Raw genomic sequence first — 22,851 nt, 5'->3', positions numbered from 1 at the left:
AGTAGTACGAACGATTACCGGTCAGGATTATCGGTGCCAACGGTTGCCAGTGATGGGCGCGAGTACGGCGGCGACTAGGATCGCCACTGCTGTCCAGCCCAGAAATCGAGGTTTCCACCAGTGACCGAACCGTTGCTCCCGGACATGGTCGCCGAGCACACCAGCTGCCTGCTGAGCAAGCTCGGGCAGGCGATGTTCCGCGTGAGCGAGGACCGGCTGGCCACCCTCGGCCTGCGGACGAGGCACTTCATGATCTTGAAGGTGCTGGCGGGCGACCAGGCCAGCTCCCAGCTCGAACTGGGCACCCGGCTGCGCATCGACTCGACCACGATGGTCGCCGCGATCGACCACCTGGAATCAGCGGGCCTGGCCGCCCGGATTCGCGATCACCGCGACCGCAGGCGGTTTCTCGTCGAGATCACCGAACAGGGGACGCGCGCGGTGGCCGAGGCCGAGGAGCTCGTCCGCACGCTGAACGACGAGCTCTTCGAAGGTCTGGACCAGGATCAGCGCGCCAACCTGCATCGAGCGCTGCTGACGATGAACTCCGGTGTGGCGTTGCCGCGGGCTTACGACGCCGCGCGGCAACGCTGACCGGCGGCTACCCGGCCTTGATGACCTCGGCGGGCGGGTTCTCGGCGTAGAGCTCGTCGATCTGGGTGGTGTACTTCTCGGCGATGACCTTGCGCTTGAGCTTCAAGGTGAGTGTGACCTCGTCACCGCCCGCCTCCCAGAACGTGGGCAGGATGCGGAAGCGCTTGATCTGCTCCACTCGCGAGAGCCTGCTGTTGCCCCGTGCCACACCGGCTTCGATCGCGGCGCGCACCGTGGCGTCGACGGCCAGCGCGGTGGCGGAGGCGTCGGACAGCCCGTGCTCGCGGGCGTAGGGCTCGACGGATTCGGCGTCGAGCACGATCAGCGCGGTGTTGTAGGAGCGACCGTCGCCGAGCACTGCCATCGCGCCGATCAGCGGGGTGGCCGCCTTGATCGCGTTCTCGATGTTGGTGGGGGACATGTTCTTGCCCGCCGCGTTGATGATCATCTCCTTCTTGCGGTCGACGACCCGCAGGAATCCCTGGTCGTCGATGCTCACGATGTCACCGGTGCGCAGCCAGCCGTCGGCGTCGATCGCCTCGGCGGTCTGGTCGGGCCGGCCCCGGTAGCCCTTCATCACCAGCGGCCCGCGCACCTGCAGTTCGCCGTCGTCGCCGATCCGTGATTCCATGCCGGGCAACAACTTCCCGACCGCCCCGAGCTTCGCGTCGCGCGGATGGCTGACGCTGCAGATGCACGACAGCTCCGACATGCCCCAGATCTCGGCGATCGGGATGCCGAGGCCGGCGAAGAAGGCCAGCGTCTGCGGCGGGATCGGGGCCGCGCCGGACATGGCCCACCGCACCCGGTCCAGCCCGAGGGCCGCGCGCAACTTGCTCAGCACCAGTTCGTCGGCGCGCGCCCATTCGGCCTCGACGTCGGCGGGTACCGGTTCGTCGGCGAGCTGATGGGCGCTGCGGGTCGCGGCGACCGACATCGCCCACATCATCGCCTGGCGGCGGGTCTCGTCGGGTTCGGCCGCGACCTTGAATTCGATGGCGGCTTTGAGCTTTTCCCACACCCGCGGCACGGCGCCCCAGATGGTCGGATGCAGTTCGGCGAGCGCACCGGCGATCAGCTTGGGGTCGTTGACGCTGGTCACCTGGGTGCCGAGGACCTCCTGCACGTAGAGCGCGGTCAGCCGGTCGGCGATGTGGGCGGTCGGCATGAACGAGGTGATGGTGTCACCGAATTCGATGCCGAGAATGTCGGCGATGCCGTACACCTGGAACAGCAGGGCGGCATGGGTGGTCTCGACGCCCTTGGGCGCACCGGTGGTGCCCGAGGTGTAGATGAGCGTCGCGACATCGGTGCCACGCACCGCGCGCCAGGCCGCGTCGAAGTCGAAATCCTCACTGCCCGCCGCGAGCAGCTCGCTCACCGACAGGGTGCCCTCGGGCGCCTCGTCGACGCAGACGATGTGGTCGACGTCGACCCCGCACGAGAGAATCAGCTTCGCGTACTGCGGTTCGCAGATCACCACGCGCGCTCCGGCATTGCCGAGCACGTAGGCGAGCTGTTCGGGGGACAGGGTGTTGTACACCGAGAACGACGTGGCGCCCAGATGCTGCGCACCCACCTCGAGGGGATAGAAATCCACCCGGTTGCTCATCATCAACGCGACGGTGTCGCCGCGGCGCACCCCGAGACCGGCCAGTCCGGCGGCGACCGCGCGGACGCGGGTCGCGTACTCACCCCAGGTGAGGGTCTGCGCGTCGCCCGGCGAGCGCAGGGCGACCGCCGCGGGCGCGATCGAGGCGGTGTGCTGGAACGCTGCGGGCAGGGTGTCGAAACGAGAAATGCTCACGAGGCGGGAACTTTCTGAGTGATGACCGCGGGGGCCGTGTCGAGATGGGTGGCGACGAAGCGGGCTGCCGCGCGATAGGCCGTCCGTGACTCGGGCACGACCATCGGCAGCGTTTGGAAGGCATGCATCTGATCCGGCCACACCCGCAGTTCGCAGTGTGTTCCGGTGTCACGCCAGCGGCGCGCCAAAGCGGCCGCGTCGGCGCCGAAGTACTCGGTGTCGCTGGCATGGATCAGGGTGGGCGGCAACCGCATTCCGTGGACGGGCCGCAGATCGAACGGTTCGTCGGTGAAGGCGGCGATCGCCTGCCGGGCGATCTGGGTGGACAGCAGCCCGTCGCGATGCTCGTTCTCGTGACCGACGGCGAGGCCCAGACTCAGATCGGCCATCGGGGAGAACAGCACCAGCGCGGCCGGTTCCGGCTGCCCGCCGCGGGCGTTCTCGATCACCAGGTGCGCCGCCAGGAAGGCGCCGGCCGAATCACCGGCGACGACGATCCGGTGCGCCGGATAGCGCCGTAGCAGCCACTCGAAGGCGGCGGCCACATCGGTGGGAGCGGCGGGGAACGGGTGCTCGGGGGCGAGCCGGTAGTCGAGCGTGAAGACCGGAAGCCTTGTCGCGGTGGACAACCGGGAGGCGACGCCGCGGTACCCGAGGGCCGAGCCCGCGACGAACCCGCCGCCGTGGATGTAGAGCACGACCGCGTCGCGGCGGTCGGCGCGCGGCCCGCGTACCCACTCGCCGCGGATCCCGTCCTCGTCCACAGGGTCGGTGGTCGTGGCGCGCAACGGCGGGGCGCCCGCGCGCATGGCCTGCTCGATCAGCAGCCGCGACGGCGGCAGGGTGTAGGCGTTCACCGGCGCGAGCGCGGCCAGCTGGCCGACGGTGAGCGCCGATACCTGCCGGACGGTGCGAGCCCGCAGCGACCCACGTTCGGCGCTCACCGGCGCTGCTCGATCGCCCGGATCAGGGCGTGCACCGTGGAGTCGGCGGCGAGCTGGTGATCGAGCACGACGTTGATCGCCCCGCGCAACAGCGCGTAGGGCTCCCATCCGCTCGGCGCGATCGTGCGCGGTGCGCGGCGGGCGATGCCGTCGGCGATGGTGCGGGCGGCGTACTCGGCGGTGATCCGCACATTGAGCGGCCACGGCAGCATCGCGTCGAGCTGGGTGCCCAGGTCGTCGGAGTCGAGCATGTCGTGGGTCATCGCGGTGTCGACGATGCCGAAGTACGCCACACCCGCGCTGGCCCCGCTCGCGGCGAGTTCCACGCGCAGTGCCCGCCCGAGCTGTTCGACCGCGGCCTTGCTCACCATGTACGGCGAACCGCCCATGCCCGGTGCGAACGCCGCACACGACGACACCACCACCACATGTCCGCGCGCGGACACGATGTGGTCCAGCGCCGGGTGCACGGTGTTGAACACACCGGTGAGGTTGATCCCGATCACCCGGTCGAAGTCCGCCGGGTCCATCGTGCGCACGGTGGCGGGTACGGGCGTCACGCCGGCGTTGGCGACCACCACGTCGAGCCTGCCGTATCGCCGCACCACCTCGTCGATCGCCGCCGCCATCTGCGCGCGGTCGGCGACGTCGGCGCCGATGCCGTGGGCGTCCGAGCCCAATTCGTCGCCGGTTCGGCGGGCCGCGGCCTCTTCGATATCGATCACGACGACCCGCGCGCCACGGTGGGACAGGATCCCGGCGAGTTCGCGACCGATGCCCTGGGCGGCGCCGGTGACCACCACGACCTTGCCCGCGACATCGTAGGGCTGCGAGAACCAGGTGGTCGGCGAGAGATCTGGCAGGCGAATCATGCCGACACCTCGTAGGACTCGATGTCGAATCGTCTGGTGCGGCGGCGGTATTCGAAACTCCAGTTCGGATACAGCCCGGCGTTGCCACCCTCGGCGGTGGTGTAGTAGCTCTCGCAGCCGCCGGTGAGCCACACGGTCTCGGCGCTGCGCTTGCCCATCTCCTCGACGAAGTCGCGCTGTACCTGTGCGCGGACCTCGATGCGGGTCTCACCGCGGGCGCGCAGCGTGCTCAGCGCGTCGACGATGTAGGCGATCTGCGACTCGATCATGAAGACCGCCGACTGGTTGCCCGCCGCACCGAACGGGCCGAGGGTGCAGAAGAAGTTCGGGAACCCGGACACCGCGGCACCGAGGTAGGTCTGTGGCCGCTCACGGAAGAGCTGGGCGATCGAGCGCCCGTCATGGCCGACGATGCGATCGAACACGCTCGGTGTGGAGGTGAATCCGGTGCCGTAGATGATGGTGTCCACGGGAATCTCGACTCCGGCGCGGGTGACGATGGAGCGTGCGCGCACCTCGGCGACGCCGTCGGTGACGACGTCGACATTGTCCTGGTCGAGGGCGGGCAGGTAGGCATCGGAGAAGATGGCGCGCTTGCAGCCGATCATGTAGTCCGGCGTCACCTTGGCCCGCAGTTTCGGGTCGCGGATCTGGCGGCGCAACTGGATTCGGCCCAGCAGCTCGAAGGGATGACGGAACCGGTTGTCGACGAACCCGACCAGCCCGAAGCCCTCGATCAACGAATACCAGGTGCCACGAACGGCCTTCTGCGCCAACGGGATCTGCCGGAGCAGCAGACGCTCGAGCCCGAGCGTCTGCCGGTCCATCCGTGGCACGATCCACGGCGCCGACCGCTGGAACACCGTCAGCGCGGCGACCTTCGGCTGGATCTCCGGCACGAACTGGACCGCGGAGGCTCCGGTGCCGATCACCGCGACGCGCTTGCCGGTCAGGTCGTGGTCGTGGTCCCAGTGCAGGGAATGGAAGGCCGTGCCCTCGAAGGTCTCCAGCCCGGGCAAGGAGGGGTACTTCGCCTCGGCGAAGATGCCGGCGGCGGAGAGGAAATAGTCCGCGGTGAGCTCACCGCGCGAGGTCTCGATCCGCCACAGTGACGCCTCGTCGTCCCAGTGCGCGGCGAGCATCTCGGTGTCGAGCCGGATGTGGCGGGTGACATCGCTGGACTCGGCCACAGTGCGCAGGTACTCGAGGATCTCGGGCTGCTTGCCGTAGGTGCGCGACCACTCCGGATTGGGCGCGAAGGAGTAGCTGTAGAGCTGGGAGGGGACATCGCAGGCGCAGCCGGGGTAGGTGTTGGCCTGCCAGGTACCGCCCACGTCACCGGCGCGTTCCAGCACGACGATGTCGTCGAAGCCGGCTTCGCGGAGTTTGATCGTCAGCCCGATCCCACCGAATCCGGCGCCGAGCACGACGATGTGCGTATGTTCTGCGGGCATGGTCAGCCGATCCTTCCGTGCAGCACCGATACCAGGCGATCGACTACGGTGTCGATCCCCGCGCTGCGGGTGAATGTCGTGAGCGCCAGCGGCGAGGAGAAGCGTTGCCGCGTAGTCGCTTTGGCGTAGGTGAATTCGCGCAGACCATCGGGTCCGTGCACGCGGCCGAAGCCGGAGGCGCCGACCCCGCCCAGCGGCAGCGCGGGAATGGTGGCGTGCGCGACGAACGCGTTGATCGAGGTGGCGCCCGACTCGATCCGGTCGGCGATGGCGTCGCCGTCGCGGCGGGCGAACACGGTGGCGCCGAGGCCGTACTCGGAGTCGTTGACCCGCTCGATCGCCTCGTCCATGGAGGCGACCCTGGTGACGACCAGGGTCGGACCGAAGGTCTCCTCGACGACGGCCGCGGCGTCGTGTGGGACGTCGACCAGGATTGTCGGCTGCACGAACTGGCCGTCGATGGCCTCGGGCCCGCCCAGCAGGGCCCGGCCGCCGCGCGCGATGGCGTCCTCGATGTGGCGGTGGATCACGGCCAACTGCTTCGGCATGGTGATCGGCCCGATCTTCGCCGTGCCCGTCCCGGCCCGCAGGTCGCGGGCCTGGTCGAGCAGTTCGGTGAGGAACTTGTCGTAGACGTCGGTGTGGACGTATACCCGTTCCACCCCGAGGCAGGTCTGTCCGGCATTGGCCATGCCGCCCCACAGCGCGGCGTCGGCCGCGGCGGCGAGGTCGGCGTCGGCGTCGACGATGAGCGCGTCCTTGCCGCCGCATTCCATGAGCACCGGCGTGAGCCGCTGCGCGCACGCCGCCATCACGCGCTTGCCGGTCTCGGTGGAACCGGTGAACCCGATCTTGCCGACCCGGCTGCGGCACAGCGCCGCGCCGGTCTCGCCGCCGCCGGTGATCACCTGCAACACCGGCTGTTCGGGGACCGCGCGGGCGAACGCCTCGGCGAGCCAGACCCCCACCCCCGGGGTGTACTCGCTGGGTTTGAACACCACGGTATTGCCCGCGGCCAGGGCGAACGAGATCGAGCCGAGGGGAGTGAACACCGGGTAGTTCCACGGGCCGATCACACCGACCACACCGAAGGGGCGGTATTCGACCCGGCAGGCCTGGTTCACCGTCAACAGGCTGGGGGTGACCGATCGCGGGCCGAGCACGTCTTTCGCATTGCGCGCGGCCCATTTCAGGTGTTCGAGCGCCATCACGATCTCGAGGGCGGCGTCCGAACGCGGCTTGCCCATCTCCTCGCTCATGATGCGAGCGAGTTCGTCACGGCCTCGGGTGATCTCGGCGCGCCAGCGATCGAGACGACGAGCGCGTTCGTCGAAACCCACCGTGCGCCACCAGGTCGCGGCACCGTGGGCCCGGTCGACGGCGGCCTCGACGGCGCTCTCGTCGTGGCTGGGATAGGAACCGACCAGAGCGCCGGTCGCGGGGCTGTGGACGTCGAAGCTGAGTGAGGTGGTCAAGGGGACCGTGCCTTTCGAGGTCAGAGGTCCAGCGTGAGTGCGCCACCGGCGGAGCGGGACACGCAGGTGAGGAGGTGATCGGCGCGCTCGCCGGGGGGAAGCAGCCGATCGCGATGATCGATGGCGCCCGCCAGGACTGTGGTCTTGCAGCTGCCGCAGAACCCCTGTCGGCAGGAGTAGACGACATCGGGTCGCACCCGGCGGATCGCGTCGAGCGCGGTCTCGGTGCTGTCGACGCGCACGGTTTCCCCGCTGCGCGCGAGAATGATGTCGAATTCCTCGCCGTCGGTCACCGGCCGCGCCGAGAACCGCTCGGTGTGCAGCGAGGCGGTGGGATCGATCGCGAACAGGGTGCGCTGGGCCGCGTCGAGCACCGGGGACGGACCGCACACGTAGACCGCGGCGCCGGGAGCGGCGGTGGCGAGCAGCGCGGGCAGGTCGGGGGTACCGAACTCGTCGTCGGGACGCACCTCGGCACCCGGGGGGAGCTCGGTGAGGAACGGCATGGTGTCACGCGATCGACCCAGGTAGACAAGTCGTCCGCGCGAACCGGCCGCGCGCGCCATCGGCAGGATCGGGGTGATCCCGATGCCCGCGGCGATGAACAGATACGACGGCGCGGTCTCGACGAAGGTGAAGGCGTTGCGTGGTCCGCGGATGCGCAGCACATCACCCGCGCGCAGCGTGTGCATCTCCTGGGATCCGCCGCCGCCGTCGGCTATGCGGCGCACCGCGATCCGGTAGCGGTGCCGGTCGCGCGGATCGCCGCACAGCGAGTACTGGCGCTGGCGACCCGAGGCGAGGAATACGTCGATGTGGCATCCGGGCCGCCACGACGGCAGATATCCGCCTTCGGTGCCGGCCAGGGTCAGGCTCACCACGTCGGTGGCCTCGGCGTGCACCGACTCCACCCGGACGTCGAAGTCGAAGCCGTTGTGCCGCAGCGGATGTGGCGGCGACAACGCGGGCTGGGTGAAGACCTTCTTGTAGATGTCGACGGCGGCACCGATGGCCCGCAGACTCGGTGTCGCGACACCCGCGGGATGGTTCACGCGCGAGCCGCCGGCGAATGCGCCAGGTACCGCAGGGCGTTGTCCATCGAACCCAGCTGGGAGGGATGGAAACCCGGGCGCAGGTAGCGCGGCATCTCGGTGACGAAAGTGGTGAAACTCGGGATCACCCCGCGCACGGTCGCGCTGACGAACTGTCTGGCCCAGGAGCGACCCTTGTCCTTGCTCGGATCCTGGCGATACAGGTACGCGGTCGAGATGATGAACAGCGGCAGCAGGGTGCCGCTGGCGAGCAGCCCGGTGCGCAGCCGTCGGGCGTACCCGCCGTCGACGTGCATGTAGGCGTCGAACACCACGCTGCGGTGCTCGACCTCCTCGGCGCCGTGCCAGCGCACCAGGTCGAGCATGGTCGGGTCCATCCCGAGCTCGGCCAGCACATCGGATTCCAGCAGCCATTCGCCGATGACGGCGGTGAAGTGTTCCATCCCGGCGAACAGGCCGAGACGTTCCTTGAGCCACTCTTCCTTGGCCCGCCCGGTGAGTCCCTGGTCGCCGAGGAGCCGGTCGACCATCCAGGCGATCTTGTCGACATAGGACTCGACATCGAGTCCGATCGACTGCAGGTGCCGCCGTGCGCCTTCGTGGCTGGCGGCATGCATCGATTCCTGGCCGATGAACCCGGTGACCTCCTCCCGCAGCCGCTCGTCCTCGATGTAGGGCAGAGCCTCGGCGAGGCAGGTGGCCATCGCCCGTTCGCCCTCGGGAAGCACGAGATGCATCACATTGGTGACATGTGTCGCGAGTACTTCGTCCGGGATGTAGTGCATGGGCACCGACGAGAAGTCGAAGTGCACGTCCCGTGCGTGAATTGCGTGCGCTTGTTCCTGATAGGAGCGCGCCGTTGCACCGTTATCAGCCATGTGACCGACCGTACAGTGCGACAAATAACATCGCAATGTTGCAGCCGAATTCGATCGACGATTGTGCTCGGCACCCGCCGCGCCTGCTACCGTCGAGGCGTGCTCTCTGCCGCCGCGACCTCGGAAAATCCGCCCACCGCCGACTCCGTCGAAGAACGAATTCTCGACGCCGCCCTGGTGCAGTTCGAACGGGTGGGTGTGCGAAAGACGACCATCGAGGACATCGCGAGGGCGGCGGACGTCGACCGCGCCACCGTCTACCGGCGGATCGGCTCGCGCGACGATGTGGTGAGCGCGGCCTTCGAGCGGGAAGTGCGCAGGCTGCTCGTCGACCTGAGCGAGATCCCGGCGCGGCACGACGTTTTCGACGACATCGTGGTCGACGTGTTCACCACCGTGATCACCCGGTGGCGGGCGCACCCGCTGGTCGAGCGGTTGCTCACTCTGGAGGCCGACCGCCTGCTGCCGCAGTTGACCGTCGACGGCGCGTCGTTCTTCCTGCTCTCTGTCACGGCGTCCACCGAGATCCTGCGAAAGGTGCTCGAGGACGGCCGGTTTCCCGACATTCCCGATCTGGGCGCCCGGGTCGAGGTGGTCTGCCGGGTGGTGCACTCGCTGATCCTGCAGCCGGTCGGCACCATCGACACCGATTCGGAGCAGGCCTTGGCGTCGTTCGCCCGCACCTACGTGGTGCCGATTCTGGTCGCCGGGGTGTAGGTGCGGGCAACCGCGTAGCCGTCTTCATGGTCTGTTGACGTCCTGTTGGCGTTTTGTCAATAGATTCGGTCCGGCATTGACAAATACCCGCCGAGCTGTGAAGGTACCAATTACTTGGACATCCAACTATTGGATACCCTCTAACCGCGCGCACCGCGCGACCGACATCAACGGAGTAGGACTGGCATGGTTCGCGAACTCACGCACTTCATCGGCGGCAAGCACGTCACCGGCACTTCCGGCGCCTTCGGCGACGTCTTCGATCCGAACCTGGGGCAGGTGCAGGCGCGAGTTCCGCTGGCGAACACCGCCGAGGTCACCGCGGTGATCGACAACGCGGCCGCGGCGCAGCCGGTCTGGGCGGCGTTCAACCCGCAGAAGCGCGCCCGCGTGCTGATGAAGTTCGTGAACCTGGTGAACGACGAGATGGACAGCCTCGCGGCGCTGCTCTCGTCCGAGCACGGCAAGACCATCGCCGACGCCAGGGGCGACATCCAGCGCGGCCTCGAGGTCATCGAGTTCGCCATCGGCATTCCGCACCTGCTCAAGGGCGAGTACAGCGACAGCGCGGGCACCGGCATCGACGTGTACTCGATGCGTCAGCCGCTGGGCGTCGTCGCGGGCATCACCCCGTTCAACTTCCCGGCGATGATCCCGCTGTGGAAGGCCGGACCGGCGCTGGCCTGCGGTAACGCCTTCGTGCTCAAGCCCTCCGAACGCGATCCGTCGGTGCCGCTGCGCCTGGCCGAGCTGTTCCTCGAGGCCGGCCTGCCGCCGGGTGTGTTCAATGTGGTCAACGGCGGCAAGGAAGCCGTCGACACGATCCTGACCGCCAAGCGGATCAAGGCCGTCGGCTTCGTCGGCTCGACCCCGATCGCCCAGTACATCTACGAGACCGCGACCGCCAACGGCAAGCGCGCTCAGTGCTTCGGCGGGGCGAAGAACCACGCGGTCGTGATGCCCGACGCCGACCTCGACGACGTCGCCGATCAGCTCATCGGCGCGGCCTACGGGTCCGCGGGCGAGCGTTGTATGGCGCTGTCGGTGGCCGTGCCGGTGGGCGCCGAGACCGCCGATCGGCTGGTCGAGAAGCTCACCGAGCGGGTGCACAAGCTCAATGTCGGCCGCTCCGACGACGCGGGCGCCGACTTCGGGCCGCTGGTCGGGCTCGACGGGGTGAACCGGGTCAACGACTACGTCCAGATCGGCGTGGACGAGGGCGCGCAGCTGGTGGTCGACGGGCGCGGGCTGACCGTCGACGGCGCCGAGAACGGTTTCTTCGTCGGCGCGAGCCTGTTCGACAATGTCACCGCCGATATGCGGATCTACCAAGAGGAAATCTTCGGCCCCGTGCTGACGGTGGTGCGCGCGGGCGACTTCGAGGAGGCGCTGCGGCTGGTCGACGAGCACGAATACGGCAACGGTGTCGCGATCTTCACCCGCGACGGTGACACCGCCCGTGACTTCTCCGCGCGCGTGCAGGTCGGCATGGTCGGGGTCAATGTGCCGATCCCGGTGCCGATCGCCTACTTCACCTTCGGTGGCTGGAAGGGCTCCGGCTTCGGCGATCTCAACCAGCACGGCCCGGATTCGATCCGGTTCTACACCAAGACCAAGACGGTGACCCAGCGTTGGCCCTCCGGGCTCAAGGAGTCCAACGCGTTCGTCATCCCGACGATGGACTGAGGCGGCGATGTTCACCCTCGATGCGGACGAGCGCGCGATCGGCGAGACCGCGCGCCAGTTCGCCGACGAGTTCTTGGCGCCCAACGCGCTGGATTGGGATGAGCGCAAACACTTTCCGGTCGACGTGCTACACAAGGCGGGCCCACTGGGGCTCGGCGGCATCTCGGTGCGCGCCGATGTCGGCGGCTCCGAACTGCGCAGGCTCGACGCGGTGCGGATCTTCGAACAGCTCTCGACCGGGTGCCCCTCGGTGGCGGCCTACATCTCGATCCACAACATGGCGACCTGGATGATCGATGCCTACGGCACCGAGGCCCAGCGTCAGCACTGGGTGCCGGGGATGGCCGCGATGGAGCTGCTCGGCAGTTACGCGCTCACCGAACCGGGTGTGGGGTCCGACGCGGCGGCCTTGAGTACCAAGGCCGTTCGCGACGGCGAGGACTACGTCCTGTCCGGCGCCAAGCAGTTCATCTCCGGCGCCGGCGCCAACGACGTGTACGTGATGATGGTGCGGACCGGCGGTGCCGGACCGCGCGGCATCTCGGCGCTGATCGTCCCGGCCGACACACCGGGTCTGACGGTGGGACCGAACGAACGGAAGATGGGCTGGAACGCACAGCCCACCCGGCAGGTGATCCTCGACGGTGCGCGAGTGCCGGTGGCCAATCGCCTCGGTGCGGAAGGCGACGGCTTCTCGATCGCGATGAACGGCCTCAACGGCGGTCGTCTCAATATCGCCGCCTGTTCGATCGGCGGGGCGCAGACCGCGCTCGACCGGACGGTTCGCTACCTCACCGAACGCTCCGCCTTCGGAAAACCCTTGGCGCGCAACGAGGCGTTGCAGTTCGAGCTGGCCGATATGGGCACCGAACTGGAGGCGGCGCGGACGCTGCTGTGGCGGGCCGCCGCCGCGCTCGACGCGGACGCGCCGGACAAGGTGTCGCTGTGCGCGATGGCGAAGCGATTCGCCACCGACACCGGCTTCGAGGTGGCCAACAAGGCACTTCAACTGCACGGCGGCTACGGCTACCTGCACGAATACGGTCTCGAGAAGATCGTGCGCGACCTGCGGGTGCACCAGATTCTCGAGGGCACCAACGAAATCATGCGGGTGGTTGTCGCCCGCTCGCTGATCGGAGCAGCATGACCGACGAACCCGAGGTAGTGATCGCCGTCCGTGACGGTCTCGGCCTGATCACCCTGAACCGGCCCAAGGCCATCAACGCGCTCAATCACGCGATGACACTGGCCATCACCGACGCGCTGCGCTCCTGGGCCGACGACGACGCGGTGCGTGCCGTCGTGGTCACCGGCGCGGGCGAGCGTGGGCTCTGCGCGGGCGGCGACATCGTCGCCATCCACGCCGACGCGAAAGGCGGTACGGCGGGCGCCGATTCGCCGACCGGGCGATTCTGGCGCGACGAGTACCACCTCAACGCGCTGATCGGCAGCTATCCCAAGCCGTACGTGGTGGTCATGGACGGCATCGTGATGGGCGGCGGGGTAGGCCTGGCCGGGCACGGCAGCCACCGCATCGTCACCGAACGGTCCAAGATCGGAATGCCCGAGGTCGGAATCGGTTTCGTCCCCGATGTCGGTGGCACCTACCTGCTCTCGCGGGCACCGGGCGAGCTCGGCACCCACGTGGCACTGACCACCGCGCGGATGAACGCGGGCGACGCGATCGCGGCCGGCTTCGCCGACTACTACGTGCCCTCCGACGCGCTGGCGGAGCTGCTCGACGCGGTGGGCGCCGTCGGCGTGGACGCGGCGATCGAGAAGTTCGCCGAGACCGCGCCGCCCTCGGACCTGCTGGCGCAGCGGCACTGGATCGACGCCTGCTACAGCGCCGACACCGTCGAGGAGATCGCGACGCGGCTGCAGGCCGACGACGCGCCCCAGGCGGCCGAGGCGGCAGCCGCGTTGCTCGCGAAATCGCCTGTCGCGCTGAAGGTCACGCTGCGCGCGCTGCGGGCCGCGCGGGGCTTACCGAGCCTCGAGGCCGTGCTGGACCAGGAATATCGGGTCTCGGTCGCGGCGCTCGGTTCCCATGACCTGGTCGAGGGTATCCGCGCCCAGGTGATCGACAAGGACCGTACTCCCCAGTGGCGTCCGGCGACGCTCGCCGAGGTGACCGACGCACAGGTGGCGGCGTACTTCGCCGAGCTGGGCGCGGCGGAACTGGGTTCGACGACAGCGGAGGCACAGCGATGACGAAGACGATCGGTTTCCTCGGGCTCGGCCACATGGGCGGTCCGATGGCGGCGAACCTGGTGCGGGCGGGCTATGACGTGCTCGCCTACGACCCGGTCCCCGCCTCGCAGGAACAGGCGCGCAGTGACGGTGCGACGGTGGTGGACACCGCCGCCGCGGCCGCCGCGAACCGCGATGTGGTGATCACCATGCTGCCCAACGGCAAACTCGTCCTCGACGTGTACGCCGAGCTACTGCCCGCCGCCGCACCGGGCACCCTGTTCCTCGACTGTTCCACCATCGACGTCGCCGACGCGAAAGCCGCTGCGGCGCTGGCGGTGACGGCGGGACATCGACCGCTGGACGCACCGGTGTCCGGTGGTGTCGCCGGTGCCACCGCGGGCACCCTCACCTTCATGGTGGGCGGCACGGCCGCCGACTTCGCCGACGCGGGCGATGTGCTCGCGGTGATGGGCGCCAAGGTGGTGCACTGTGGTGAATCGGGCGTCGGTCAGGCCGCCAAGATCTGCAACAACATGCTGCTCGGGATCTCCATGATCGGGCTCTCGGAGGCGCTCGTGCTCGGTGAGCGCCTCGGCCTGAGCCACCAGTCGTTCTTCGACGTGGTCTCCACGGCCTCCGGCCAGAGCTGGGCGCTCACCAGCTACTGCCCGGTGCCGGGCCCGGTCCCCACCAGCCCGGCCAACAACGACTACCAGCCCGGCTTCGCCACCGCGCTGATGTCGAAGGACCTCACCCTGGCCGCGAACGCGTTGCAGGCCAACGGGATCGACGGTCAGCTCGGCGCACTCGCCGCCGCGATCTACGCCCGGTTCAACCAGACCGACGCCGGGCGGGATTTCTCCGCCATCGTCACCGACATCCGGGATCGCTCCGCGGAGACCGACCGGTGACCGCGGCAGCGGTCTGAGATGCGCACCGACACTTCGCCGCCCGGTCTGCGGGGGCCCGCCGCGCGGGCCCGCCGCAGGCAGGCGGTGTTGGTCGCCGCGCAGGACGTGTTCGTCGCGCACGGATACCACGGCGCCCGGATGGACGAGATCAGCGCGCGGTCCGGGGCGAGCAAACCGGTGATCTACGACCACTTCGCGGGCAAACTCGATCTGTATCTGGCTGTGCTGCAACACAATCTGGACCGGATGGTCGACGGTGTGCGGACCGCCGTCGCGCGCGACACCGACCCCCGGTGCCGGGTGCGACGTGCGGTGCTGTCCTACTTCGACTTCGTCGAACACGACGTCGGTGGGTACGTGCTGGTGTTCGAGTCACCGGTACCCAGCGAACCCTCCGTCGAATGGCGGGTGCGCACCGCGATGCGCGACTGCGCCGCCCTGGTGAGCGTCGAACTGCGCGCGGCCGGCGTGGACGAGGCCAGGGCCGAGATGCACGCCTGGGCCCTGGTCGGCATCAGTCGGCTCGCGGCCGGGCACTGGCTGGAGGCCGGACGGCCGGTCTCCAAGCGCGACGCGGTCGACACCGCGGCCGCCCTGTGCTGGAACGGACTGTCGAACGTCGATTCGGCACCGGCGTCGGCGCGCGCCGCGTCACCCTGGGGCGCGGCACCTGCTCCAGTGCCGAGGGGATCGTGAACGGCGTCGGACGGCATAGCGTGCGCGATTCAACCCTCGAGCCGAAGAACCGGTTGGCCTGATCGCCCGCGTCCGTGTAGGAATGCGGCGCAACCACATTCGCGGGCGGAGGAGGGCACCATGGGCCAGGATGTCGAGTTCCCAGGGCTGGGGGAGGGGATCAGGTCCCGTTTCGTCGACGATGTCAACGGGTTGCGCGTGCACATCCTCGAATCCGGCTACCGCGGGTCCCGTCGTCCGCTGGTGCTGCTCCTGCACGGTTTCCCCGAATTGGCGTACTCGTGGCGCAAGGTCCTGGCGCCGCTGGCCGACGCCGGATTTCACGTGGTCGCGCCCGATCAACGTGGCTACGGCCGAACGACGGGCAGCGATGTCAGCGACCTGATGTCCTTCCGGACGGACAACCTGGCCAGGGACGCGCTCGGCCTCGTTCGCGCGCTCGGCTACGACCGGGCGCATCTGGTCGGGCACGACTTCGGATCCGTCGTCGCGGGCTGGACCACGCTCGCCGACCCCCGTGTCGTCGGATCGCTGACGATGATGAGCGCGCCGTTCGCCGGTGTCGGACTCGCCAAATCCTCGGCCGACCTGAACGATGCGCTGCGCGCCCTGTCACCGCCGCGCAGGCACTACCAGCATTACTTCGCGGGAACCTCGAGCGGCGCGGATCTCATAGGCGCGCCACAGGGAATCGCCGATTTTCTGCGCGCGTATTTCCACATGAAGAGCGCGGACTGGCCGGGTAACGCGGACGCGCGAGAACTCCCCGGCGCGACCGCGCACGACTTGGCTCTGCTGCCGCGGTACTACGTCATGGACGCGGGTGTCACCATGCCGGAAACCGTAGCGCCGCACCTACCTTCACCGCGGGAGCGGGCCGACTGTGCCTGGCTGACCGACGAGGAACTGGGTTTCTACGCCCGCGAATTCGGTCGCACGCAATTCCAGGGCCCACTCAATTGGTACCGCGCCCTCACATTGCCGCGCGCGGACGCGCCGACCGACCCCCGGATCGAAGTACCCACGCAATTCATTGCTGGACAGTGCGATTGGGGTATCTGGCAAACACCCGGCGGGCTACGCACGATGGCGGAAGTCGTGTGCACGCGATTCGGCGGTTCCCTGCTGATACCCGATGCCGGTCATTGGGTCCAGCAGGAACAGCCACTCGCCGTCCTCGCACAGCTCTCAAGATTCCTCGACGAGACCTGAGCACCGCAAAGGCAGCGCGAGCGCGTTGTTGATCGCCCCGGTGGCCGCGCACCCGCTGGGTCTTCGGTCAGTGTCGTCGCAGACTGCCGACGGTGAGTGATCCGGTCGCCGCGGGCACCTGCTTCTCCACGGCGTCGATGTAGCCGTCCGGATCCTTGTCGACCGGCCGCACGCCCGCGTAGTGACGCGCTTCGTAAGCGGCGAAGGTGACAGCCAAGCGATGGCGTCGCGGTACCGCGGCCAACCGGCGGAATTCGGTGAGCCCTTCGCGTTCTTCCTCGGCCATGTGGTCGCTGTTGGCGAGGTTGGCCGCGGCGACCGCGGCGTACCAGTCGTCGGTGCCGACTCGATGCCGCGCGACATCGGCCACCGCGTCTCTGATCTCGTTATGGTCGCGGATGGCATCGAGCGTCTCGTCCTCCACCGCGCTCGTGCGACGGGCCGCGATGCCCCGCTCGAGCAGCGCCGGGTAGAAGATCTCCTCCTCGGCCTGCGCGTGGAGCTCGAGGAAGGCCGCGAGCCTGTTCCAGATCGACGACAGCGCATCGGTGTCGGTGCGATCGACCTGCTCCAAGATCGCGAACAGTCGACGCTGCTCGTGGTGGTCATCAAGAATCAGCTCGGTAATGTCCACGATTCTCCCTGGTCGTCAGGTCAGCATGGATCGACGGGGCAGCTGGGGTTTCGTTCCGCCCGACGATAGCGCACCGCCGCTCCGGTCATGGTGCGCCCAGGTGCTACCTCGACCGCCGCGATCCCGGACTCGGCCTGCTCGGCGGTGTTCTCGACCCGGGCCAGTCCAGCGGAATTCCGAGGATGGAACCGACACCGCGGACCGCCGAGATCACCGCCCGCACCTCGTCGATCCCCTGTCCGAAGGCTTCGGTGCGATCATCGATCCGAAAGGGGCAGAGATAGGTGTGCGGGCGTTCCGGGTCCTGGCGGGGTCGTCCGAGCGTGATCACCACCGGACCCTCGGTGGTCTGAACGGCCTTTGCCCCCAGCGGCGGGCCGAACTCGCGGGCCTTGACCGCGGAGACGGGGCGGTCGTCGACCGGCAGGCGAGGGTCCTCCGGAATTCGCGCATGGTGTGGGTCCGTCGGGTTGCCGGTTGCGCTCGCGAGCGTCGCGGCGTCGGAAATATCGACCAACGCGGCGTAGATGGCGGCCAATCGATCCGGGCCGTGCGCTGTGTGCGCCGGGCCGCCGACGACCCGGTAAACGCATCGCCAACCCGGCGTCCCCGGGTCCTGCCGAGGGTCGGCGATCTCTACCCGCAGGGCACGGCGTCCAGCTTTCACCGTACTTACGATGGCTATCTCGTCGAGGTCGCTGTTCACAGGTCCTCCCAATGGTTGTGCGCGATCCGACGGACTTCGGCGTGCGCGGGCACAGGGATGGGTGTGCTGGGCGATAGGCTGGACCGATGACCGTGATCGGGTTGATCTTCACCGGAGTTGCTGTACTGCTGCACGGCTACATCTTCGTGATGGAGTCACTGCAGTGGACAGCGGCGAGAACGCGAGCGACCTTCGGAATATCGGCCGCCCAGGCGGAGGCCACCAAGGAAATGGCCTTCAATCAGGGGTTCTACAACCTCTTCCTGGCCGTCGTCGCGGCGATCGGGATGGGGTTCACCGCGTTCGGTGACAAGGGAATCGGGCTCGCGCTCGTGCTGGCCGGAGCCGGTTCCATGGTGGCCGCGGGCGTGGTGCTGCTCGTCTCCTCGCCCGACAAGGCACGTCCGGCCCTGATCCAATTGGTTCCGCCGCTGATCGGTTGTGCCGCCCTGGTGCTCGCCCGGCTCTGATCCGCGTCGTGTGCGACCCGGCATCGGCGACGGCTGTTTGAGTCGCCGATTTCGAGGTAACACGAGGATGCGGCCGTCGGCCGCGCGAAGCGGATCATCACATCGTCGGAGGAGGAGAAGTTCATGGATTCCCGGGACATCATCGCTCAGTGGCGCCGAGACATCGCGCTCGCCGATAACGGCGGTGAGGAAGCCGCGATACAGCGGTTGCGCGGCGAGTGGTTCGCGGCGGCAGGCATCGACGTGCACGATGGGCTGCCCCTGAACTACGCGAACGGTGAATCCAGTCGGCGTACCGCGTTCACCGACGACGATCGACACTGATCAGCTCCCGCCGGGTCGGCGTGCACCGAACGAGCGCGGGGCGTCGAGTCCCAGCTCGGCGAACTACGCGGCTTTGACGGTCACCATCGTCTCTTCGCTGGGGAAGTCGAGCACCCGCAAGCGTCCGGTCACCAGGTCGACGGTGTCGGCGACTACCCGGCCGGCGCGCCGCGCGTCGTCGGCGAAGCTCGTGCTGACCACCCGGTAGCTGCGCTTGGCGGTGAGCACGATGTCGCCCGGCCGCAGCGCTCCCGCCGCGGTCGGGGGCTCGATCGGGACTGTCGACGGTGCCGGTCTCCGGACGAGCGCGATCAATTTCAGCAACCTGTTCTCCACCCTGTGAACGTCCGCCAGGACGTCCCGTTCGCCGAATCAGCGAACGGTGTCGACCCTTCTTTACCCCGTCGCGTCCGGTGTGAACCCTCGGCTTCGAGTATCCGCCCGGCCGGGTTCGCCGACGATCGGTCGGGCGTCTCGGCCTGCGGTCGCTGTCCGAATACCACCCCGTAGTCGGATTCCCTCTCATACCTTGGGATTACGGCCGACGAGAAATCGGCCGATAGCTTCGGGATATGACGACACCTGCCCTGGTCCCCGGGTCATCTCCACCGTCGCGGCGGCGCGGCGCCGACGGCGATTACGCCCGCCTGTTGCGCAGAATCTCCGATGCGGGACTGATGCGCCGACGCCCCGTCTACTACGCGGTGCGGCTCAGCCTCGTCGCAATCGCGTTCGCGGGCGGCTGGGCCGCGTTCGTGCTGGTCGGCGACTCGTGGTGGACCCTGCTGGTCGCGGCGGTCATGGCCGTGACGTTCGCACAGGTCGCCCTGGTGATGCACGACGTCGCCCACCGCCAAGTCTGGCGACTGCGACAGCCAACGGAGCTGGTGGGAAGAATCGTGGGCAACGCGGGCATCGGCCTCGGCTACGGCTGGTGGCAGGACAAGCACACCCGCCACCACGCCAACCCGAACCACGAGGACCTCGACCCCGATGTCGCGCCCGACGTCCTGATCTGGTCACAACAGCAGGCACGTTCCAGCCGCGGTCTGTCGCGTCTCATCGGGCGGGCGCAGGCGTTCCTGTTCTTTCCGCTACTGCTGTTGTTGGGTCTCAACCTGCACCTGTCCAGCGTTCGTGGGCTCGGGAATCGCGCGGTCAAACACCGCGGCTGGGAGGGCGCGCTGCTGTTCGGCCACTTCGTTCTCTACCTGACGGCACTGTTCGCGGTGCTCCCCACCGACAAAGCTCTGGTGTTCCTCGCCGTCCACCAGGGCCTGTTCGGCCTGTACATGGGCTGCATCTTCGCCCCCAACCACAAGGGCATGCCGACCCTGACCGGTGACGATCGCCCCGACTACCTGCGTCGTCAGGTGCTGACCTCCCGCAATGTGCGCGGCGGTGCGGTGACCGACCTCGCCCTCGGTGGCCTCAACTATCAGATCGAGCATCACCTTTTCCCGAGCATGCCGACGCCGAACCTGCGCCATGCCAGGGTGATCGTCCGCGACTTCTGCGCCGAGATCGGCGTGCCATACCACGAGACCGGGCTGATCGCCTCGTATCGGGAGGCGCTGACCCACCTGCACCACGTCGGCGCGCCCCTTCGCGCCGCCGAGCACCCGGTCGCGGAAGTGGCGTCATCCGATCGCTGAACACGGCCACACCGCGGCGGTCCGGGCTCGGCCCGGCCGCCGTCAGCGATGAATGATGCAGGTGGTGGTGGCGTGGGCGACGAGCCTGCCCGCCTCGTCGTGCACCTTGCCCTCGGCGGTCGCCGTGGTGCGGCCGACATGCAGCGTCGTGCCGGTGGCGACGAGGCGGCGGCCGTCGATCGGCACGGATCGGATGTAGTTGACCTTCAATTCCAGCGTGCCGTATCCGACTCCCGCGTCCAGCGCGGAATGAATCGCGCACCCCATCACCGAGTCGAGCAGGGTCGCGCAGATACCGCCGTGGGTGGTGCCGAGCGGGTTCGCGAAGTCGGGGCGCGTGACGAGGCTGAACGACACCCGGCCGAACTCGAGTTCCTCGACGGTCATGCCGAGTAGCGTGCCGATCCCGGCTCGGTCGGGCATCGCACTAGCCGCGCGCAGCAGTTCGAGCCCGCTCATGGTGGCGAAATCCGGCGTTTCAGGGTGGTGCGTTGCGGTTGTCATCGTGCACTTTCCGTGGATAGACCGATCGTTCTATCGCCGATGACGATACCGTACGATGAACTGATCGGTCTATTGCGGAAGGGTTGTCGATGAACACAGTGGCGGGTCCACGCGAACGCCTCATCCGCAGCGCGATACTCCTGATGCGCGAACACGGAGTCGCGGCGACCGGGCTGGCCGACCTGCTCGCCCACAGCAAGACCGCCCGCGGCTCGATCTATCTGCACTTTCCCGGCGGCAAAAACGAACTCATGGAACAGGCGACGCTGCGGGCCGGGCAGCAGATCAGTGCGACGATCGACGCGCTGATCGCCGAATCGTCGTCACCGGCGCAGGTTGTCGCCGGCTTGGTGGAGGTCTGGAAACGGATTCTCGACACGTCATCGTTCACCGCCGGGTGCCCGATCGTGGCCGCCGCGCAGAGCGGCGCCGACTCGCCGAGCGTCCAAGCGGCGGCGGCCACTGTCTTCGCCGACTGGACCCGTCGCCTGGCCGACTTCTTGGTATCGACGGGCATGGACTCCACCGCGGCATCGTCGATCGGTAGCGTGATCGTCAGCACGATCGAAGGCGCGATCATTCGATGCCGCAGCGAGAAATCCCTGCGGCCGCTCGATGACGCGGGGACCAATCTCATCAGGCTCCTCGAGCCCCCGAGGCCTAGCCCGTCGGAGTGAGCAGCGCACGCACGAGAGGTGTCGCCGGGTTCGGCGGCAGCAGATCCTCGACATTGGCCACTATCGCGTCCAGCGGGAGTGTGCGGTCCGCGTGATGTGATGGATTCTCGATCGCCGCAGCGGCATCGGCGATGCCCTGCTCGATGGCGAGGGGGAGTTCGGCAGGCAGTCGGGCGGTCTTGTCCGGGTTCAGTGGTTGGTCGAACCGCCATGGCGTGGGTGTCGAGTAGTCCATGCGGTCGTATCCCGTTTCGATCAGTACCCGCAGCGTCGGCTCCAACAGGGCGGCAGCGGGTTCTGTCACCGCCGAGTTGTTCGTGTGCTTCCCGAGTGCGCGCAATGGATACAGCAGTGGCAGTGTTCCTTTCGGGTTGGGCAGGGAAAAGTAGATCGTGTCGCCGTGGTGCTGGCAGTTCTCGGGATGCGTGGCGCAGTTCTGTTGCGCGAGGAAGTCCGAGAGGTTCGGGTATCCGTAGATGGTCGCGCCCGTCTTGGGTTGGCTGCCCGCGCCGTCGCCTTTGGGCTGTAGGTATGACGGGTGGATCAGCAGAGTGCCCAGCACGGCATTCGTGGTGGCGAGCACATTGAGTGGATACGCCGGAAAGTCCGCGATGCCGTCGTACTGCATCGCGACATCCGTGGTCCGGATGCCGGTATCGGTGGGGGTGGGCGGGCCGAAACCGATATCGGCGATCGGGAGGTGACCGAAACGCACCGGCCGTTCGATGATCCCCCCGTTGGGCCGGTTCGGGTTCGCGATGAGCACGAACGACAGACGGTCCTTGTCCGCCTGTGCGAGCCCGGACGCGGCGGCCTTCTCCGTACTGGACACGGTCGCGCCCTGTGAGTATCCGAAGATGACGATCGCGCCGTCCGGATCCGAATCCAGGACGCGCGTTGTGACGGTGTCGAGGTTCCTCACCCCGTCGAGCACCGAGGCGTCCCACTTCGCGGACGACGCGTCCGGACCTTTCGACGAGATGACCGGCCACAGCGCCGCGTCGTAGGGGACGGGAACGAAAGTCACGCCGGGGCAGTCGTTGTCCGTGCAACCTCGCGCGCCGGGATCGATGAAGTTCTGGTACGCGTTGCTTTCGAAGTTGTGCGCCACCGCGGGATCGCTGGTACCGGTTCCCGGAACGATCAGCGCTGTCGTCGCCAACGCCACCGTGCCGAAAGCCTGTGCCTTGAACCAACTCAGGCCCAGCGTCGTCAGTACCGCAACGGACACGCCATCGCGGACCGCCGTACGCCAGCGATGGTGGCCGCCGAATCCGGCCGCGACGGCGGGTGAATCGGCAATGTATTTCTTCGACGCCTGCGTCATTGACTACCCCTTCGATGGGAGGAAGTGCGCGGTCAGGGCAATTCTGGCGGACTGTGCTCT

At 68.1% G+C, this 22,851-nt stretch carries 24 protein-coding genes; 12 read left to right on the top strand and 12 right to left on the bottom strand.

Going from position 1 to position 22,851, the window contains the following annotated elements:
• Window positions 1-120: 120 nt before the first annotated feature.
• Window positions 121-594 (top strand): MarR family winged helix-turn-helix transcriptional regulator, encoded by a 474-nt coding sequence (locus tag NA12_RS05795; RefSeq protein WP_067446795.1) that lies wholly within the window; start codon window positions 121-123, stop codon window positions 592-594.
• A 7-nt stretch (window positions 595-601) separates the two neighbouring features.
• On the opposite strand, the gene fadD11 is transcribed toward NA12_RS05795, so the two are convergent.
• The 7 genes from fadD11 to NA12_RS05760 are packed head-to-tail and all read right to left on the bottom strand — an operon-like array spanning window position 602 to window position 9,076.
• On the bottom strand, window positions 602-2,401 hold the full coding sequence (gene fadD11 / locus NA12_RS05790) for a fatty acid--CoA ligase FadD11 (RefSeq protein WP_067446793.1): 1,800 nt from the start codon (window positions 2,399-2,401) through the stop codon (window positions 602-604).
• Window positions 2,398-3,345, bottom strand: coding sequence for an alpha/beta hydrolase (locus tag NA12_RS05785; RefSeq protein ID WP_084472373.1), 948 nt, complete (start codon window positions 3,343-3,345; stop codon window positions 2,398-2,400). Before NA12_RS05785 ends, fadD11 begins: the two co-directional genes overlap by 4 nt.
• Window positions 3,342-4,217 carry a short-chain dehydrogenase/reductase gene (locus tag NA12_RS05780; protein ID WP_067446791.1) on the bottom strand — a complete coding sequence of 292 codons (876 nt, stop codon included), beginning with the start codon at window positions 4,215-4,217 and terminating at the stop codon, window positions 3,342-3,344. Before NA12_RS05780 ends, NA12_RS05785 begins: the two co-directional genes overlap by 4 nt.
• Entirely contained in the window at window positions 4,214-5,671 is a 1,458-nt protein-coding gene (locus NA12_RS05775) for a flavin-containing monooxygenase (RefSeq protein ID WP_067446789.1), read from the bottom strand. Before NA12_RS05775 ends, NA12_RS05780 begins: the two co-directional genes overlap by 4 nt.
• A gap of 2 nt (window positions 5,672-5,673) precedes the next feature.
• Window positions 5,674-7,146 carry an aldehyde dehydrogenase family protein gene (locus NA12_RS05770; protein WP_067446787.1) on the bottom strand — a complete coding sequence of 491 codons (1,473 nt, stop codon included), beginning with the start codon at window positions 7,144-7,146 and terminating at the stop codon, window positions 5,674-5,676.
• Window positions 7,147-7,166: 20 nt separating this feature from the next.
• Window positions 7,167-8,198 carry a PDR/VanB family oxidoreductase gene (locus NA12_RS05765; protein WP_067446785.1) on the bottom strand — a complete coding sequence of 344 codons (1,032 nt, stop codon included), beginning with the start codon at window positions 8,196-8,198 and terminating at the stop codon, window positions 7,167-7,169.
• Window positions 8,195-9,076 carry a metal-dependent hydrolase gene (locus NA12_RS05760; protein ID WP_067446784.1) on the bottom strand — a complete coding sequence of 294 codons (882 nt, stop codon included), beginning with the start codon at window positions 9,074-9,076 and terminating at the stop codon, window positions 8,195-8,197. The genes NA12_RS05765 and NA12_RS05760 overlap by 4 nt, the downstream gene beginning before the upstream one ends.
• Window positions 9,077-9,175: 99 nt before the next feature.
• Between NA12_RS05760 and NA12_RS05755 the strand changes: the two genes are divergently transcribed.
• The 7 genes from NA12_RS05755 (at window position 9,176) to NA12_RS05725 (ending at window position 16,494) form a co-directional block, all read left to right on the top strand.
• A complete protein-coding gene (locus NA12_RS05755) occupies window positions 9,176-9,793 on the top strand; it encodes a TetR/AcrR family transcriptional regulator (protein WP_243654923.1) in 618 nt (205 codons plus the stop codon).
• A 186-nt stretch (window positions 9,794-9,979) separates the two neighbouring features.
• Window positions 9,980-11,479, top strand: coding sequence for a CoA-acylating methylmalonate-semialdehyde dehydrogenase (locus NA12_RS05750; RefSeq protein WP_067446782.1), 1,500 nt, complete (start codon window positions 9,980-9,982; stop codon window positions 11,477-11,479).
• 7 nt (window positions 11,480-11,486) lie between these two features.
• Entirely contained in the window at window positions 11,487-12,626 is a 1,140-nt protein-coding gene (locus tag NA12_RS05745) for an acyl-CoA dehydrogenase family protein (RefSeq protein ID WP_067446780.1), read from the top strand.
• A complete protein-coding gene (locus NA12_RS05740) occupies window positions 12,623-13,693 on the top strand; it encodes an enoyl-CoA hydratase/isomerase family protein (RefSeq protein WP_067446778.1) in 1,071 nt (356 codons plus the stop codon). Before NA12_RS05745 ends, NA12_RS05740 begins: the two co-directional genes overlap by 4 nt.
• Window positions 13,690-14,586, top strand: a complete 897-nt coding sequence (gene mmsB / locus NA12_RS05735) for a 3-hydroxyisobutyrate dehydrogenase (protein WP_067446776.1) — start codon at window positions 13,690-13,692, stop codon at window positions 14,584-14,586. The genes NA12_RS05740 and mmsB overlap by 4 nt, the downstream gene beginning before the upstream one ends.
• Window positions 14,587-14,604: 18 nt before the next feature.
• Window positions 14,605-15,282 carry a TetR/AcrR family transcriptional regulator gene (locus NA12_RS05730; RefSeq protein WP_067446774.1) on the top strand — a complete coding sequence of 226 codons (678 nt, stop codon included), beginning with the start codon at window positions 14,605-14,607 and terminating at the stop codon, window positions 15,280-15,282.
• Between the two features lie 120 nt (window positions 15,283-15,402).
• Entirely contained in the window at window positions 15,403-16,494 is a 1,092-nt protein-coding gene (locus tag NA12_RS05725; RefSeq protein ID WP_067446772.1) for an alpha/beta hydrolase, read from the top strand.
• Window positions 16,495-16,561: 67 nt separating this feature from the next.
• On the opposite strand, the gene NA12_RS05720 is transcribed toward NA12_RS05725, so the two are convergent.
• Window positions 16,562-17,128 (bottom strand): hemerythrin domain-containing protein, encoded by a 567-nt coding sequence (locus NA12_RS05720; RefSeq protein ID WP_067446770.1) that lies wholly within the window; start codon window positions 17,126-17,128, stop codon window positions 16,562-16,564.
• Between the two features lie 103 nt (window positions 17,129-17,231).
• Entirely contained in the window at window positions 17,232-17,795 is a 564-nt protein-coding gene (locus NA12_RS05715) for a hypothetical protein (protein ID WP_132369878.1), read from the bottom strand.
• A 125-nt stretch (window positions 17,796-17,920) separates the two neighbouring features.
• Here NA12_RS05715 and NA12_RS05710 point away from each other — a divergent pair, with 125 nt between their 5' ends.
• Both NA12_RS05710 and NA12_RS05705 read left to right on the top strand, forming a co-directional pair.
• Window positions 17,921-18,304 (top strand): DUF1304 domain-containing protein, encoded by a 384-nt coding sequence (locus NA12_RS05710; RefSeq protein WP_067446767.1) that lies wholly within the window; start codon window positions 17,921-17,923, stop codon window positions 18,302-18,304.
• Window positions 18,305-18,427: 123 nt separating this feature from the next.
• Complete coding sequence (locus NA12_RS05705) at window positions 18,428-18,628, top strand: hypothetical protein (protein WP_067446765.1); 201 nt, start codon at window positions 18,428-18,430, stop codon at window positions 18,626-18,628.
• 63 nt (window positions 18,629-18,691) lie between these two features.
• Here NA12_RS05705 and NA12_RS05700 read toward each other — a convergent pair whose 3' ends face one another.
• Window positions 18,692-18,952 carry a hypothetical protein gene (locus tag NA12_RS05700; protein ID WP_132369877.1) on the bottom strand — a complete coding sequence of 87 codons (261 nt, stop codon included), beginning with the start codon at window positions 18,950-18,952 and terminating at the stop codon, window positions 18,692-18,694.
• Between the two features lie 248 nt (window positions 18,953-19,200).
• On the opposite strand from NA12_RS05700, the gene NA12_RS05695 reads away from it, so the two are divergent.
• Window positions 19,201-20,283 (top strand): fatty acid desaturase family protein, encoded by a 1,083-nt coding sequence (locus NA12_RS05695; protein WP_067446761.1) that lies wholly within the window; start codon window positions 19,201-19,203, stop codon window positions 20,281-20,283.
• Between the two features lie 42 nt (window positions 20,284-20,325).
• Here NA12_RS05695 and NA12_RS05690 read toward each other — a convergent pair whose 3' ends face one another.
• Window positions 20,326-20,787 (bottom strand): PaaI family thioesterase, encoded by a 462-nt coding sequence (locus NA12_RS05690; protein ID WP_067446759.1) that lies wholly within the window; start codon window positions 20,785-20,787, stop codon window positions 20,326-20,328.
• Window positions 20,788-20,876: 89 nt separating this feature from the next.
• Here NA12_RS05690 and NA12_RS05685 point away from each other — a divergent pair, with 89 nt between their 5' ends.
• Window positions 20,877-21,464 carry a TetR/AcrR family transcriptional regulator gene (locus NA12_RS05685; RefSeq protein ID WP_067446757.1) on the top strand — a complete coding sequence of 196 codons (588 nt, stop codon included), beginning with the start codon at window positions 20,877-20,879 and terminating at the stop codon, window positions 21,462-21,464.
• On the opposite strand, the gene NA12_RS05680 is transcribed toward NA12_RS05685, so the two are convergent.
• Window positions 21,448-22,791: a PE-PPE domain-containing protein gene (locus NA12_RS05680; protein WP_067446755.1), complete on the bottom strand. Its 1,344-nt coding sequence runs from the start codon at window positions 22,789-22,791 to the stop codon at window positions 21,448-21,450. The two genes, NA12_RS05685 and NA12_RS05680, sit on opposite strands and share 17 nt — an antisense overlap.
• Window positions 22,792-22,851: the final 60 nt, after the last annotated feature.

The sequence above is a fragment of the Nocardia alba NBRC 108234 genome, from assembly GCF_001612665.1.
Lineage (GTDB): Bacteria > Actinomycetota > Actinomycetes > Mycobacteriales > Mycobacteriaceae > Nocardia > Nocardia alba.
Note: the sequence above shows the minus strand (reverse complement) of the source record. Positions and strands in the feature narration are given on the sequence as shown.